This is a genomic window from Bacillus cereus group sp. MYBK5-2, from assembly GCF_051915685.1.
Classification (GTDB): domain Bacteria; phylum Bacillota; class Bacilli; order Bacillales; family Bacillaceae_G; genus Bacillus_A; species Bacillus_A cereus.
Genome location: NZ_JBQAFE010000002.1, coordinates 657,790 through 672,397, shown reverse-complemented (window position 1 = coordinate 672,397; position 14,608 = coordinate 657,790). Strand labels below are relative to the sequence as shown.

The following is a 14,608-nucleotide window of genomic DNA, read 5'->3' as shown; positions in this document are numbered from 1 at the left end:
TGCTCGTTTTTTGTTGCAAACCTCTTTACTTCCCTATTGCTCCTGTTTTTGCAATAATAAAGGAAATATAAATAAAGGTTGGGATACAATGAACATTCGCATTACTGATGAAGCAAAAGCAGCTATACATAGATTAGAACTTGAAGATAAAAAGATCGTTCGCATTAGAGGAACAATGACGAACTCTTGTAGTATTTTCGTTGATGTCGATTTAATTTGGGATACATATAACGCAGATGATGTTGTATATGAAGATGCAGAGCTTATCGTACAAATGGATTCATTCACGAAAGACTACACTGGTGATACGGTGAAACTTGATTATAAGACGACAGGTTTTAGTATTACGACTCCGAGTGAGACTTTGGTTTATGGATTGTCGATTAAAAAATAAAAATTGTTTTCATTTGACCACCGAGGTGAAAAAATGGGTAAATATGTTCCGTTAAAATTTTTATTTAATGAAGAATTAGCAGAAAAAATAGCTGATTCTATTTGTAAACACGATCCTTATTTCTCTAAAAACATCTTTGTAGATTCTGTAGCTTGTAAAGTTGAAAATTTAGAGTTAAAACAGCGTATTGAAGTAATTGCAGATGAATTACACAATGCTTTACAAAAAGATTTTAATGCCGCAATACATATATTACTGAAGACATTAGGACCAGAAAATACAACAGAAGTAGGCACATTTACAAATGGATATATGTATATGCCTCTTGCAAAATACGTTGAAAAATATGGGCTTAACGATTTTAAAATCTCGTTCAATGCAATGTATGAAATAACGAAAAGGAATACTGCTGAATATGCCATTCGGCCTTTTCTTGAAACATATCATGAAGATACACTAGACATATTGCAACAGTGGATTCATGACGAAAACAGCCACATTAGAAGATTAGTTTCTGAAGGTACAAGACCAAGGCTTCCTTGGGCTAAAAAAATAGGAGCTCTAAAAGGTGATTTTAAGTACAATTTACAACTTCTTGAACCATTAATGAATGACCCTTCTAAATATGTTCAAAAATCTGTAGCCAATCATATTAACGATATTACGAAAAAAGATAAAGAACTCGTTTTTCAGTGGTTACAGCAATTACGTGATAAACAGCATCCTATTAATCCTTGGATTATAAAACATGGGTTAAGAACAGTTATTAAAAATGGTACTTTACCAAAAGATTTTTGTTTTTGAGTATATTAAACAAAAACGCTATCTTTTCCTATGATTCTAGAAAAAGAATAGCGTTTTTTTACTCGTCCAGTATTTAGTAGGTATAACTTTTTATATTTCAAAAGACTTTTCTCTCTAAAAATATTTTTCATACAAATTTTCACATTCTAAAAAATCTATAAATTTCTTATAATGTGTCACTGTTCTTTCTAAAGCAATCATTAAAACAAAAATAAAATAAATTGCTTGGATTCCATTCATATAATTAAAGAGTGATTCAAATATATATACAATACTTGCAATCATAGAACAAAACCATAAATAAAACTTCATTTTCAGCTTTTTAATTTTTTGCTTAGTTGTCTTACAATACTGGCCATGAACTCTTATAAACAAATAAATTGCTGTATGTAAAATAATAATTGAAAATTGAAAACTTCGATTATCCTCCGAACTAAATTCAGAAAAATCTATTTCTAATGAATGTAATACTATCCAAATAGAAAATAAAGATAGCAGAAATACATATAAAGAACCAATTAATAATTCAAAAATAAAGAGCCAAGGTTTATTTATGATTGAGTAAAATGGATTTAGATATTTTATGGTTAATAAAAATTTTCTCACTAAATCAGTAATAATAATTGATGTATTAGTTATATTCATATAGAAAAGTAATGTTATTGGAACTAATAACATTATAGTGATGCCCCAAACAGTAATCTTAATGCCTGATAAAAAGAAAACAGCTCCATAAATTATAACTGAAAAAATAAAAGTTGATACTGGAACAAACATTAAAAATGTAAAAGTTCTTATTAAGATTAAATCCCCTAAAAAATCTTTTATTATGGAAACGTGTATTTTTTCCTCCTTGTATTTTTTCACAGTATCAACTATTTCTTTCTCAGATAAAAGAAAACACTTCAATCTATTAAACATAAAAAACCCCTTTATATTAAAAAGATTAAAATATATACCAAACTGTTATTAAAATTTCATAAAAATAATTGTAAATTTTGTATAAGCATTTTTTTCACTTTCAACTGTAATTAAGGCGTGATGTGCCTCTATAATAGCTTTGACAAGTGCCAATCCAATTCCGGTCGATCCGTGCTTTTTAGAACTACTTGATTTATAGAATCGTTCAAAAATATGAGGTAATTCTTCAGCTGAAATTCCCTCTCCAAAGTCTTGGATTACTAGTTCTGTATAGATTGGAGAATTTTTGGCCTGAATCATTATTTTACCACCGGGTTTAGAATGTTCGATTGCATTCTTCAACAGGTTTAACAAAGCTTCCTGCATCCATAATTTGTCGTGAATAACGACTATTTCTCTTGGTGCATTCCAATCAATCAAAATATTTTTATCACTTATCATGCTTTGCAAGCGATTTAGTACTTCCTCAGTCGTATCTACTAAATTCCCTGGCTCTTTATCAAACGAAATCGCTTTTGCATCAATTTTTGCTACTTTTAACAAATTCTGAATTAAGACATTCATTCTAGAAATCTGAATATCATTATTTTGTAGTAATTGAGCTTGTTGCTCTCGGGATAGTTTCTCATTTAACAACATTTCATTATAGATAGAAATAGTTGAAAGCGGCGTTTTTAACTGATGAGATATATCCTGCAACATTTCTCCTAAAAACCGTTTCTCTTCAAGCAAATCATGCATATTTTTTCTAATGATATCCCTCATTGAACGAAATGAAATCGCCAGTTTCGCGAAATCCCCCTCTTTATTTTCATTGATGACAACCGAGTAATCTCCCTCGATTATCTTTTTTGCAGCTCTAGTAAGCTGGCTAATCTTATTGAAAATAATTTTTTGTTGCATGTAGTTTGCAACAAAAAGTAAAAATCCAAAAGCAATTAATCCCCACATCATAAATTGATTGTGATTAATAATTAGATTATTTAAGTGAGGAAAAAATTTTGAATCCAAGTCTTCATATAATCCATATTGCTTTAGGATCTCTGTCCCTTTTTCCTGATATTTACTTGAGTGAGACGAATGACTTGATAAGACTTTCATAATTTCCGCTTCATTTTCTGGATTCTGCTCTACCAACCTAGCTGTAATTTCCCCCCATGTTGCAATAGAGTCTCTTTTCAAATGATCATAAAATAATTGTTGAATAATAAATTGGTAAATCACAAATATAGATAAAAGGACGGCTAGTATCGTCATATAGCTTTTTAACTCGGTATTTTTCATTATCTTGCTCACCCAATCACGTCCTTGCTCCAACGATAACCATATCCTCTTTCGGTAACGATAAACTGTGGTTTTTGAGGATTGTCTTCAACTTTAGCTCTTAAACGCTTTATGTATACAGATAACGTGTTTTCATCAAAAAAAACATTTTCTCCTTCTGTTATTTGTTGTAGGAGTTCATCTCTTTTTAATGCTTTGTGAGAATTCTTCATGAAATTCAATAGCAGCTTGTATTCTAAATTCGTCAATGTAATACTTTCACAATTTTTATAAACCTTGACTAGGTTCGTATCGATTCTTATATTCTCAGATCTTAAAATTTGAGATGGCGTTTCTAGCGACGCTTGTTTACGCAATTGTACTTTCACTCTGGCCATGAGTTCCCTAACCCGAAAAGGTTTGGTTATATAATCATCACCGCCTATATCCAGCCCCATTACCACATTTGCTTCTTCGTCTAGTGCAGTTAAGAAAATAATAATCGAATTCTCGTTTTTCTTTTTAAAATACAAACATAAGTCATAACCATTACCATCTGGTAGGCCGATATCAAGGATGGACAAATCAAATGTATTGTGAACAAACTGGTGTTTAGCTTCTTTTACACTGGACGCTCTAATCACCTCATAACCTTCATTTCTCAATGAAAATTCGATGGCTATGCCAAGAGCTTCATCATCTTCAACTAGTAATATTTTTTTATTCAAGTATGCCCTCTCCTTTTTTCCCCTAGCTTATACTCCAATTACAATAGCCTGGCTATAATCTAGCCAGGCTTATAATATTATTGTTCTCTGATATTATCAATAATATTATCTTGTTGAATTTTTTTCAATGGATTTAAGACTGATAAATAACTAATTATTAAAGCTGAAACAAACGTAATGATACAAGCCTCATAGGGAATCGTCCATGTCATTTTCAACATATCAGATATAGCTAAATATATAATATAAGACAATATACAGCCAAAAAAGATTCCTTGTAAACTTCCAGAAAAACCGTAAATCAAAGCTTCATAGGTAATCATTTTTTTCAAATCCTTTTGTGACATACCAATGGATTTCAAAGCGGCCAATTCTTTTCGTCTAGTCATGATACTTATAGTTATAGTATTGAGGATATTAACGCTACTAATTAAAGAAATGACTGTGATGAAACCATATGCAAGCACTTGTAAAGTAAGTTTTTCTTCTTTTTTTGTTTTATTTTCTTGATAATTATTTACGATTGTAATGGAATAGCTTTTTCCAATCGTGTTTTCTATTTCCTTTACTGTCGCGGAAGATTGAGTTACATCCTTTAATTTAGTTTCAAAGCTATTCTCCTTTTTTTCGTATACTTTAGATATATTTTCAAGTGATTTCAATTGATGCAAAACTTGTTCACTTTCAGCTAAATGATCTGGATTATTATCCACTATCTTAATTGTAATATCCGATTTAACAGATAACTTATCAAAAGATTTAGATGCAAATGCAACACTCATTAAATACGAGAAAGTAATAAATAACACACTACTTATAATAATTGATAAGATTGTAATGGTATAGCGATTTTTATTTCGCTTAACATTTTTCATAGCCATGCTCAAAGGAATAGATAAAGGTTTTTTCACCATGGAATTCTTTTGTTTTTTGATTTGTTCCTTTTTAATTGACAACCTGCTACTAATTGCCAACAAAGGGGAGATTTTCCCTGCAAAATAAGCTGGGTACAAGCTTGACGCTATTACAGAAAGCAAGGTAATAATCGAACTGATTAGTAAAATATTCCAATCAGCATGGAATATCGAGACCGCTTTACTATTTTCCATTAAAAGTGAAAAAGTGAACTGAAGAGAGGTAAGCGCTATTAGGCTGCATATAATTCCAATAGGTATAGCGATAACAGCTAGAAAAGTAGCTTCTCTCAGCACGATTTGTCTAATTTGTTTTCGTGTTGCACCAATGCTTCTCAACAAGCCAAACTGCCTCGTTCGTTCTACGACACTGATTTGAAAAGCGTTGTAAATCACAACAATTGTCGCTATCACAACAATGCTGATTGTAATAATTAGCGTAGCCATAATCGAATTATTGTAACCTGGTTTCTCTAATTGAATTAATTCATTACTTATATTAATATTATTTTCTCCGGAAATGGTCTTGAGTCCCTCTAAAACCTCATTAAAGTTTGCTTTTGAGCTAATTCCAACTAATATTTTTCCTTCACCAGCGCTAAACTTACTCTTATAGGTTAGTAACCGTCCCACCTTATTTTCCTGTGTATATGTACTATCACTTAGAAAACCAACCAATTTGTATTTTTTTTCATTTAATTCGAATGAATCACCTATTTGAATATTTTCTTTTATATAAGGTAATACCCAGGGATCAACAGCAACTTCTTGATCATTAGATGGCAATCTGCCCTTAATAATACTGTATTTTAAAAATTCCAAGGCGTTATCATCAGCAAAATTCATTTGTACAGCAGCCTCTCCAACTTGGACTGTTTCTCCCTGTGACATTAAACCAAATGATTCAATTTGCGGGTTATATTTAATTTTTTTCAATATCGATTCATCGTAATTTAATACAACGGCATGAAAAGAATACCCTTGCCTCTTTTTCGTATTCTCGATTTGAGAAATCTGAGTACCGTTCATAAATAGGCCGATTGTAGAAATTAACGATACAGAGAGTACGATTCCTATCAAAGTTAAAATTGTTCGTTTCTTATTTCCCTTTAAGTATCTCCTGCTTAATTGTTTATAATTACCAATCAAGATTAGTTTCCTCCCGTCTTAGGCTTATTCGTGGATAGCCACTGATCGGAAATGATTTGGCCATCTTCAATTGTAATAATACGGTCAGAAGTTGATGCAATTTTTAAATCGTGAGTAATCAATACAATAGTTTGATTATATTTTTTTGCTGTCAATCTTAATAAATCCATGACTTCTTTTGTATTTTGAGTATCCAGATTTCCTGTAGGTTCATCAGCTAAGATTAAATGTGGGCGATTTATAAGTGCCCTCCCAATCGAAACCCGTTGTTGCTGACCTCCTGATAATTCAGATGGTAAATGATTTCGTCTTTCATGAAGTCCCAGAATTTCAATAATTTCGTCCATATAAGGATTATCTACAGGTTCATTATCTAGTAAAGTGGGCAAAGCTATATTCTCTTGCACATTCAATACAGGAATTAAATTAAAGAACTGAAATATAAAACCAACTTTTCTTCTTCTAAATATCGAAAGTTCATTATCTAAATAATTATAAATATTGTTCTCTCCGATAAATACTTGTCCTGAACTCGGACGGTCCAACCCTCCCAAAATATGTAACAATGTACTTTTACCTGAGCCAGAAGCTCCTACGATTGATACAAATTCCCCTTGCTGTATAGAAAGATTTATGCCCTTCAAAGCATCTACCCTACTATTTCCTTCACCATAACTTTTGACTACATTTTCTATTCTTACGATTTCCATTTATATCACCTTCTTATCATTTTAAGTTAGTCTTGTACCTCTACAAAGTTTATTTTATACTGATTATTCGATGAGACCTTATCAATCTGTTGTAAAACTTTATCTACTTCTTGTTTGTTTTTATAATCAAAATCACGTTTTTTAAATTGAATTAATTTCATTATTGACTCTGATTCAGAAATTGCATTATAGTCTTGGTCTTTTAGAATAACAAGGTTCATTGGGGCATACCCAATCCAAATTTGCTGTTTAACATACTGGGCAGATACCATCTTACCGTTCAAATTCAACTGGTTATTTTCAAAATTATCAACCGTTGAATTATCACCCGCATAAGAAAATAATAGATTCTGATCACTAGATACTTTATTTTTATCTTTCACCCTCTCAGAAATAATAGATGCTAAATTTGGATCTTTTCTAGCTCTTAGAAGTCCCTTATTAAATAATTTTACCGCGGTAGAACTATTAATAACTGCATATTCTGTAGTATTGATTTCAAATTCTTCATTTGTATCATTTTGTTTCTTATCTTCTTCTGATAATGGAATCCTTTTTGTTGTTGTGACGTACTTTACCTTATAGTCTATTGATTGTTTAGTGTCATCTTTAAACTCTTGTTTAACTTTTTCTACGTCAGTTGCAGTACCACTAACTAGAATCCCATCGACTGGTTGTCCTGGACCTTGCACATAACGTTTTACTCCTAATCCTATTCCTATAAAAATAGCAATAACAACCGTATAACTTATAATTTTTTTCATTAGAATACTCCTTTAGTAAATGATTTATATCTGGATTATAGATGAGTTTTTTTCATAAGTTAATGACTTCTATCTAACTATGTGACTTCTAATCTTACAATTTTGTAAGATTAGTATTCCTCATGCTCAACAAGCTAAATTTATATAATAATAATCTTATACGTTATTATTCTCTTTTTTTATTGAAACGGGTCGAATCACAGGCAATAACCCGACCTATAATGATTAATGTTACAGATAATAACTTAAGGCCCGTCTTATATATAATCTAAATCTTTAAAATAAACAAAGGATATTACTCCTAATACAGCACCAACTACCCCTAGCATCAAACCCTTATAATTTTGTATAAACATCTTATTCCTCTTTTCGTACAAATAAATTATTCCATATATAACAATACTAAATTATAGAATGTTTTCAAAGAATTAAAACGTTTTTATATTCAGTTTATATGTCTACTTCTTTACTTATCCCATAGATAAGTAAATCCAAAGGGATACAAAAACGTCACTTCTTTTATAAACAGTACGACTTTATTGTTACTTAATAGTAGTGAGAAATATCACATATTTCATAAAAGGGCTGGGCGGAAATTTAAGTTTATTAAATACCTTTTCTAAAGTTTGAGTGCACCCTTTTTCTGTACACTCCATCCAATCTTTCATTAAACAACTACCTTCTCCCATAATTTCAAATGATTTCCACTCGGTTATCCCGAATATATAAATTACCATTCTCACAAGGAGCAAATTTATATGAATCTATTCGAGCACGAAACGTAAAACCGCTTCACTTTCATAAGAGGTCCTCCTTTTTTCTTTTCTCACCATATCATTTACTTACAAAATAGGAGGACATAATTATGAAACGTGATCCATTATTTTTAACTTTATTAGAAAGTGCAAATACACATTTTAGCGGTTGGGATTTTTCTTTCATTTCAGAAACGGGCCGAATGAAGAGTGAGCCTTTATCATGGTCGTACGGCAGTACTGCTTTCCAGCTTATGCAACGCACTAAATCAATGCTCGATATGGGGACTGGCGGCGGAGAGTTTTTATCTATGTTACAACCGTTCCCGTCAACTATTTATGCTACTGAGGGCTACGCTCCAAACATGCCAATTGCTCGAAAGAAATTAGAGCCTTTAGGGGTTACTGTTGTAGAGGTGAACGATGATACTGCATTGCCATTTCAAGATGGTCAGTTTAATCTAATCCTAAACCAACATGAATCATATGCTGCTTCTGAAGTAAAAAGAATTCTTTCTCCAAATGGAACATTTCTTACACAACAAGTTGGCGGTCTCGATTGTGCGGAACTTAATGACCAATTTGACACACCACTAAATAGTGAATTTGCAAGTTGGTCGCTTGAAGCGGCATGTAATGAACTACAGGAAAACGGATTTACTATCTTAGAAGCAAAAGAAGAATTCCCTTTCCAACGATTTTATGATATTGGCGCTATCGTCTATTATTTAAAAGCAATTCCATGACAAATTTCTGATTTTACTGTCAAAAGGTATTATGAGGAATTATATCGTATACATGAAATCATCTTACAAAAAGATTATTTTGATGTGAAACAACATCGGTTTATCATTAAGGCGATTCGTGACTAACGGAAAGGAGGTGGCAAAGCCACCTCTTTTTTGTTCCGTTTACGTATGTTCTCTACTCTTTCACCATAAGAAAAGTTATATCATACATATTACAATTATGACCAATGAATTGTATTTCTGAAGCATATAATCACCTCGCATATATAATGAGAGTAAAAACGTGATTTTTCACTATCCTCTTCTATTGAGAAACAAGTTGTTTTTCATATCGCTTGTTCGCATCATCTTCTGTCAAACATGCAGTTGTGTAATTAATAATATTCCGGTTATCGTACGTGAATATATGTTTTAACTTATTTTCTTCTGTTAATACTGTCGGTAAGTATTTTGGTAAATTGCTAACTACACCTCTATTATCACCATCTAATATCCAATCAATTTCTTTCCATTCTAATAATCCTTCAGCCGTACGAAATGGTGTATTCATCTGCATGCCATCTGGCAGATCAGCAACGAACACATACATTCCTTCACTAGCCTGGGGCTCATCTTTACCTTTAAAACCAACAGTCCCTTTATACGTTACACTTGAAAGTTCTATACCCGTTTCCTCAAATGTTTCTCTAATTATTCCTTCGTATGGCGTTTCATTCTCTTCTATTTTTCCTCCAACACCATTCCACATCCCCATATTCGGCTTTTTATTTCTATTTAATAGCAATATTTTATCACTTTTTCTAATAAAGCAAATTGTGTATTTGTACATACGATTATTTCCTTTCATTTTCCACATGAGTTATTTGGCTTATTTTCAAGTAAAAACACTCGCCTTACAATTCCTTACTACATAATATATAGTACAACTTTCATGCGTAAACACTTTACGTCAAACGAGAGAAGCCTTTTTAGAAAGGAGAATTTAAAATCGATACTATAAGCAATGAATTTCTAAAACAATATTACGATAGCCTTGTGTGGTTAAAAGATACACATTGGTTTGGAGTTCCAATCTGTAAACTTCCCTCTGATCTCTTTTTGTATCAAGAAATCATTTATGAATTAAAGCCCGATTTAATTATTGAATGCGGGACTTTTCACGGTGGTAGTGCACTGTATTTAGCTTCTATGTTAGATTTAATTGGAAAAGGTCACGTACTTACTATCGATATAACTCCGCAGCCAAATCGGCCATCACATAATCGGATTACGTATTTAACAGCATCTTCTGTTTCTGTGCAGGCCATCCAAACAATAGTAAGCATGCGCAAACCTGATGATGTGATTTTAGTTATTTTAGATTCTGATCATAGTAAAGAGCATGTATCCAAAGAACTCTTACTATATAAATCTATCGTCACTACTGGCAGTTATATAATTGTAGAAGATACCTCCATTAATGGAAATCCGCTTCTTCCCGATTGGGGTCCTGGCCCGATGGAAGCTGTGGATGAGTTTTTAACTAAAAATAATAACTTCATAATCGACGAGTCTAAACATAAATTTTTCATATCATTTAATCCAAAAGGTTTTTTAAAGAAAATAAAGTGAAACTTTAATAAGTGGGGTTTTGCCCATCCCCCCACTTATTCTATCATTTTCATTTTTGAAAATGGATAATATACAAATTCCACCTTGCCAATTATGTTATCTTCTTCAATATATCCTAAGCCATTGCGACTATCTCTACTTACTTCGCGGTTATCTCCCATTACAAATAACTTATTTGGCGGAATTTTTGTCTTTTGAAAGTTATAAAACACTTGTGTGTTGTTAAATAAATCTTTGTTCGTATATGGTTCTTCTTGCTTTTTATCGTTCACATATACCTTTCCGTTCGTTATGTTAATTACATCACCCGGAAGCCCTATTACACGTTTCACATAATATTTCGATTCATCCGCTTCCTTTATAATGACAATTTCTCCGTGTTGTAAATTAGAAAGACGTACTACCGCTTTATTTACAAATACGTAATCTTCTTCATATAAAGTCGGCTGCATCGATTCCCCTTCCACTTTACATAAAGTAAAAGAATGGTAGCCTATTACCATCACCAATATAAATAGTATGTACTTTCCCCAGCCTCTCTTAATTTCCTTTTTCATATCCATTCCCACCTTATAAAGCGCTTTTTAACTCAAAAAATATATCACTGCACAATATGTTTCCATGCAGTGATACTATTTTTATTGTGCTTTGTTCGGTTGTTCTACTGGAATTGAATTTGCATTTGATCTATTTGTTTTTAATTCAAAATACGCATCCAAAATCTCTTTACCAATGGCAGAATTAATTCCTGATTTATCATCATTCACCCACGGCACAACAACTGAAAAAGCTACTTCCGGATCAGCATCATATGGCGCATAACCGGCAAGAGTTAAATTATAACATTTTTTTCGGTTGTTGTTCTCATCTCTTCCAATATCACTTTCTCCACCATATACTGTCTCAGCTGTTCCTGTTTTTCCCGCTGGTTTATATGGTAAACCTTTAAACGTTCCGGTACCTGTTCCGTCAGCCTCTTGAAAAACTCTTCTAAATCCTTCTTTTACATGATTAATGTATGAAGTGTCCATATCCACTCTATTTAATACAACTGGTTCAATCGACCGAACGACTTTTCCTACATCCTCTGGTCTATTCGGTTGCTCTCTAACTTCTTGTACAATTTGTGGTTTCATTCGGTAACCGCCATTTGCAATGGTTGAAATATATTGCGCAAGCTGAAGCGGCGTATATGTATCATACTGTCCAATCGCGTAATCAAGTAAAAATCCGGGTATGTTATCAGTTCTACCTATTTGACCGATTGATTCATTTGGCAGGTCAATACCAGTCGACACACCTAGGCCAAATTGTCTAAAATAGTAGCGCATTTTATTAAATGTTTCTTGTTTAATGTCCAATGGATTGTTTGGGACATAATTAATGCCTGCCATTTTTAAAGCTGTATTAAACATATAAACGTTCGATGACACTTGCAAAGCTCTTAAATCATCAATATCTCCAAATTCTTTCCACGATTTCTTCGGCTTAGAACTTCCTTTAAAATACATTGGCGCATCAAAGAAATGTGTATACGGCTTAATCGCTTCTGTTTGATATCCAGTTAATAAAGTAGCCCCTTTTACAGTTGACCCTAACTCATAAGAACTTGTCATCGTTCCTAATGCATAATCTTCTATTTGCATCCCGCCATCTTTATTTACAATTTTCTTTCCTGCCATTGATAAAATTTGACCGTTTTTCGGATTCATCATTACTACGAACGCACGATCCATCATCGGCTCTGCAGCATGAAAGGCTCGTAAATTCTTTTCAAGGCTTCCCTCTACTCTTTTCTGTAAATCCATATCGACTGTTAACATCAAGTTATTTCCACTTTTTCCTTCAGTCACTTTTTCTGTTCGAACAATCTTCCCTGTTTTATCCATAATATTTTTAGACTGTTCTTTCGTTCCATGTAGTGCATCTTCGTATTGTTTTTCGATGTAACTTTTACCAATACGGTCGTTTCGATTATAATCACGAACTAAATAATAATCTAATTGTTCTCTTGGCAACCCCTCATTTTCATTAGAAACGCTACCTAGTATAGAGCGCAGTATTTTATCATTTGGGTATTCACGTTCCCAATCTACTGTTGTATCTACCCCTGGTAAACTTGCCAACCTTTCACTAACGACAGCATATTCATTTTGACTTACATCTTTTTTAACGATTTGCGGCGTCATTTTATATCCCGCATTCATTTTGCTTTTAATTACTAATACTTCTATATCTTCCTTTGAAAGCTCATTTAATTCTTCTTGCGTAATTCTTTCCCGGCGCAGTTCTTCTACTTTTTTATCTAACTCTTTTCCTTCTATTTCTTGCTTTCTAAATTTACTCTCATCTTCTTTTGTTACTTTCGCCGCTGCCCGCTTTTCATTTAACTGCATCCAAAAATCTTTCTTATCTGTCTCTGTTAACTTATCCATGTCCTCTTGCGACATTTCAATTAGCTTAGCTAAATCTCTTGCTACTTGTAAAACTTCTTTCGAGTCTACTCCTCTCATTTTCGTATATGTAACGGTTCGTAATGGTTTATTATTTACAATAACGTGACCTTGCCGATCAAACATTTTCCCTCTAGGAACGGGAGTGCTTACCGTTACATCTTCCTTTTTATTTACTTCATTTCTATACGTTTCTCCATCAATGATTTGTACTTTACCTAATTGAATTATAATAGCTGAAAATAAAAGAAAGACAATAAAAAATAGTACATTTAACCGAAATGGAATATGAGTCTTTTTCTTTTTCGATTGTTTTTTCTGCTCCTTTTTCTGTCTCATTTCGCTCCCTCGCTTCATTCTATTAACATTTCTACGCAAAATCATTATGTATCAAATTTATTTATATGATATATATAGAATTTTATATTAATTATAAAAGAAATAAAAGATTTAATTTTCAGTTTTTTGTTTTTATACCCTATTTATTACCATTCCCTTAATGCACAATAACATGAATATTATTCTAAAAGAAAAATGGGGCAAATTGATTTTTATAAATTATAGAGATGTTGTTACTACATTATCAAAATGTTTTCATATGGCTTAAAACAGTGATTACTCAAATAAAAAACTGAGGCAGATACCTCAGTTTTTTCGATAACTTATTTCATTGAAGATAACCCTTCAACAAACTCACCAATCTTATTTTGAAAAACAAAATCAAAGTTATATTCCTGTCCTGTTAACTCTTCATTTACTAAAATAGTTGTTGCTCCTACTTCCCTCTTTGCAATTTGCGGGAATGAAGCGACAGGCTGTACTTTTAGTGATGTTCCCATAACGATAAGCACATCTGTTTCATATAAACGTTTGATAGCATTTTGATATTGCGGCAATGTATCTCCGTATAAAACAACGTCTGGATTTAAAATGAAATTACACTTCTCACAACGCGGTACTTCATGATCAATCATATACTGTAAATCATAGCCTGATTTACATTTTGGACAATGTGCTGTTTGAAGTGTTCCATGTAAATCGATGACATGCTTACTGCCACCTAATTGATGTAAACCGTCAATATTTTGCGTTAAAATCGTAATATCTTTCCCTTGTTCTTCTAGCGCAGCTAAAAAGCGATGTCCACGATTTGGTTTATATTGATGGAACGTATTAATTTGAAAGATTTCTTTATAATGCTTCCAAAACTCTTTCGGACTTCGATTATAATACCCTCTTGATAAATACATCTCCACATTCGCATCAGCATACAACCCATTTGCTGAACGAAAATCTGGAATACCACTTTCCGTACTTGCACCAGCGCCTGTTAATACTGTAATTTTCTTCGCTTTTTCTAAAATTGAACGTACTTCTTCAAATTGTTGCACAA

At 32.4% G+C, this 14,608-nt stretch carries 13 protein-coding genes and 1 pseudogene; 4 read left to right on the top strand and 10 right to left on the bottom strand.

Annotated features, from left to right (window positions below):
* The first annotated feature begins 88 nt into the window (after positions 1 to 88).
* Both ACTFP3_RS11645 and ACTFP3_RS11640 read left to right on the top strand, forming a co-directional pair.
* Positions 89 to 394 (top strand): iron-sulfur cluster biosynthesis family protein, encoded by a 306-nt coding sequence (locus ACTFP3_RS11645; protein ID WP_001026167.1) that lies wholly within the window; start codon positions 89 to 91, stop codon positions 392 to 394.
* Between the two features lie 33 nt (positions 395 to 427).
* Positions 428 to 1,198: a DNA alkylation repair protein gene (locus ACTFP3_RS11640; RefSeq protein ID WP_149215633.1), complete on the top strand. Its 771-nt coding sequence runs from the start codon at positions 428 to 430 to the stop codon at positions 1,196 to 1,198.
* Positions 1,199 to 1,312: 114 nt separating this feature from the next.
* Here the strand turns inward: ACTFP3_RS11640 and ACTFP3_RS11635 are convergent, their stop codons facing one another.
* The 6 genes from ACTFP3_RS11635 to ACTFP3_RS11610 form a co-directional block, all read right to left on the bottom strand.
* The gene (locus ACTFP3_RS11635) at positions 1,313 to 2,119 is read right to left on the bottom strand and encodes a hypothetical protein (protein ID WP_440010514.1); all 807 of its coding nucleotides are present in this window, start codon (positions 2,117 to 2,119) and stop codon (positions 1,313 to 1,315) included.
* Positions 2,120 to 2,167: 48 nt separating this feature from the next.
* Positions 2,168 to 3,403 carry a HAMP domain-containing sensor histidine kinase gene (locus ACTFP3_RS11630; protein WP_000798888.1) on the bottom strand — a complete coding sequence of 412 codons (1,236 nt, stop codon included), beginning with the start codon at positions 3,401 to 3,403 and terminating at the stop codon, positions 2,168 to 2,170.
* A gap of 8 nt (positions 3,404 to 3,411) precedes the next feature.
* Positions 3,412 to 4,110, bottom strand: a complete 699-nt coding sequence (locus ACTFP3_RS11625; protein ID WP_001035094.1) for a response regulator transcription factor — start codon at positions 4,108 to 4,110, stop codon at positions 3,412 to 3,414.
* A 77-nt stretch (positions 4,111 to 4,187) separates the two neighbouring features.
* The gene (locus tag ACTFP3_RS11620; RefSeq protein WP_242284629.1) at positions 4,188 to 6,173 is read right to left on the bottom strand and encodes an ABC transporter permease; all 1,986 of its coding nucleotides are present in this window, start codon (positions 6,171 to 6,173) and stop codon (positions 4,188 to 4,190) included.
* Positions 6,174 to 6,175: 2 nt separating this feature from the next.
* Entirely contained in the window at positions 6,176 to 6,883 is a 708-nt protein-coding gene (locus ACTFP3_RS11615) for an ABC transporter ATP-binding protein (RefSeq protein ID WP_023522344.1), read from the bottom strand.
* 26 nt (positions 6,884 to 6,909) lie between these two features.
* Positions 6,910 to 7,647, bottom strand: coding sequence for a lipoprotein BA_5634 family protein (locus ACTFP3_RS11610; protein ID WP_113303714.1), 738 nt, complete (start codon positions 7,645 to 7,647; stop codon positions 6,910 to 6,912).
* Positions 7,648 to 8,512: 865 nt separating this feature from the next.
* On the opposite strand from ACTFP3_RS11610, the pseudogene ACTFP3_RS11605 reads away from it, so the two are divergent.
* Positions 8,513 to 9,274, top strand: a pseudogene (locus ACTFP3_RS11605) (class I SAM-dependent methyltransferase).
* Between the two features lie 181 nt (positions 9,275 to 9,455).
* Here ACTFP3_RS11605 and ACTFP3_RS11600 read toward each other — a convergent pair.
* Positions 9,456 to 9,980: an NUDIX hydrolase gene (locus tag ACTFP3_RS11600; RefSeq protein WP_033692730.1), complete on the bottom strand. Its 525-nt coding sequence runs from the start codon at positions 9,978 to 9,980 to the stop codon at positions 9,456 to 9,458.
* Between the two features lie 158 nt (positions 9,981 to 10,138).
* Between ACTFP3_RS11600 and ACTFP3_RS11595 the strand changes: the two genes are divergently transcribed.
* Positions 10,139 to 10,762: a cephalosporin hydroxylase family protein gene (locus ACTFP3_RS11595; RefSeq protein WP_268258618.1), complete on the top strand. Its 624-nt coding sequence runs from the start codon at positions 10,139 to 10,141 to the stop codon at positions 10,760 to 10,762.
* 35 nt (positions 10,763 to 10,797) lie between these two features.
* Here ACTFP3_RS11595 and lepB read toward each other — a convergent pair whose 3' ends face one another.
* The 3 genes from lepB to ACTFP3_RS11580 form a co-directional block, all read right to left on the bottom strand.
* Positions 10,798 to 11,319: a signal peptidase I gene (lepB, locus tag ACTFP3_RS11590; protein ID WP_016122761.1), complete on the bottom strand. Its 522-nt coding sequence runs from the start codon at positions 11,317 to 11,319 to the stop codon at positions 10,798 to 10,800.
* An 81-nt stretch (positions 11,320 to 11,400) separates the two neighbouring features.
* The gene (locus ACTFP3_RS11585; RefSeq protein WP_001249192.1) at positions 11,401 to 13,554 is read right to left on the bottom strand and encodes a peptidoglycan D,D-transpeptidase FtsI family protein; all 2,154 of its coding nucleotides are present in this window, start codon (positions 13,552 to 13,554) and stop codon (positions 11,401 to 11,403) included.
* Positions 13,555 to 13,877: 323 nt separating this feature from the next.
* Positions 13,878 to 14,606 (bottom strand): NAD-dependent protein deacylase, encoded by a 729-nt coding sequence (locus ACTFP3_RS11580; RefSeq protein ID WP_001183793.1) that lies wholly within the window; start codon positions 14,604 to 14,606, stop codon positions 13,878 to 13,880.
* Positions 14,607 to 14,608: the final 2 nt, after the last annotated feature.

What these genes read in the sequence shown, in the direction of transcription:
- ACTFP3_RS11640 (WP_149215633.1), top strand. Translation starts at nt 428, where the DNA reads ATGGGTAAATATGTTCCGTTAAAATTTTTATTTAATGAAGAATTAGCA.
- ACTFP3_RS11630 (WP_000798888.1), bottom strand. Translation starts at nt 3,403, where the DNA reads ATGAAAAATACCGAGTTAAAAAGCTATATGACGATACTAGCCGTCCTT.
- ACTFP3_RS11645 (WP_001026167.1), top strand. Translation starts at nt 89, where the DNA reads ATGAACATTCGCATTACTGATGAAGCAAAAGCAGCTATACATAGATTA.
- ACTFP3_RS11600 (WP_033692730.1), bottom strand. Translation starts at nt 9,980, where the DNA reads ATGTACAAATACACAATTTGCTTTATTAGAAAAAGTGATAAAATATTG.
- ACTFP3_RS11615 (WP_023522344.1), bottom strand. Translation starts at nt 6,883, where the DNA reads ATGGAAATCGTAAGAATAGAAAATGTAGTCAAAAGTTATGGTGAAGGA.
- lepB (WP_016122761.1), bottom strand. Translation starts at nt 11,319, where the DNA reads ATGAAAAAGGAAATTAAGAGAGGCTGGGGAAAGTACATACTATTTATA.
- ACTFP3_RS11635 (WP_440010514.1), bottom strand. Translation starts at nt 2,119, where the DNA reads ATGTTTAATAGATTGAAGTGTTTTCTTTTATCTGAGAAAGAAATAGTT.
- ACTFP3_RS11585 (WP_001249192.1), bottom strand. Translation starts at nt 13,554, where the DNA reads ATGAGACAGAAAAAGGAGCAGAAAAAACAATCGAAAAAGAAAAAGACT.
- ACTFP3_RS11610 (WP_113303714.1), bottom strand. Translation starts at nt 7,647, where the DNA reads ATGAAAAAAATTATAAGTTATACGGTTGTTATTGCTATTTTTATAGGA.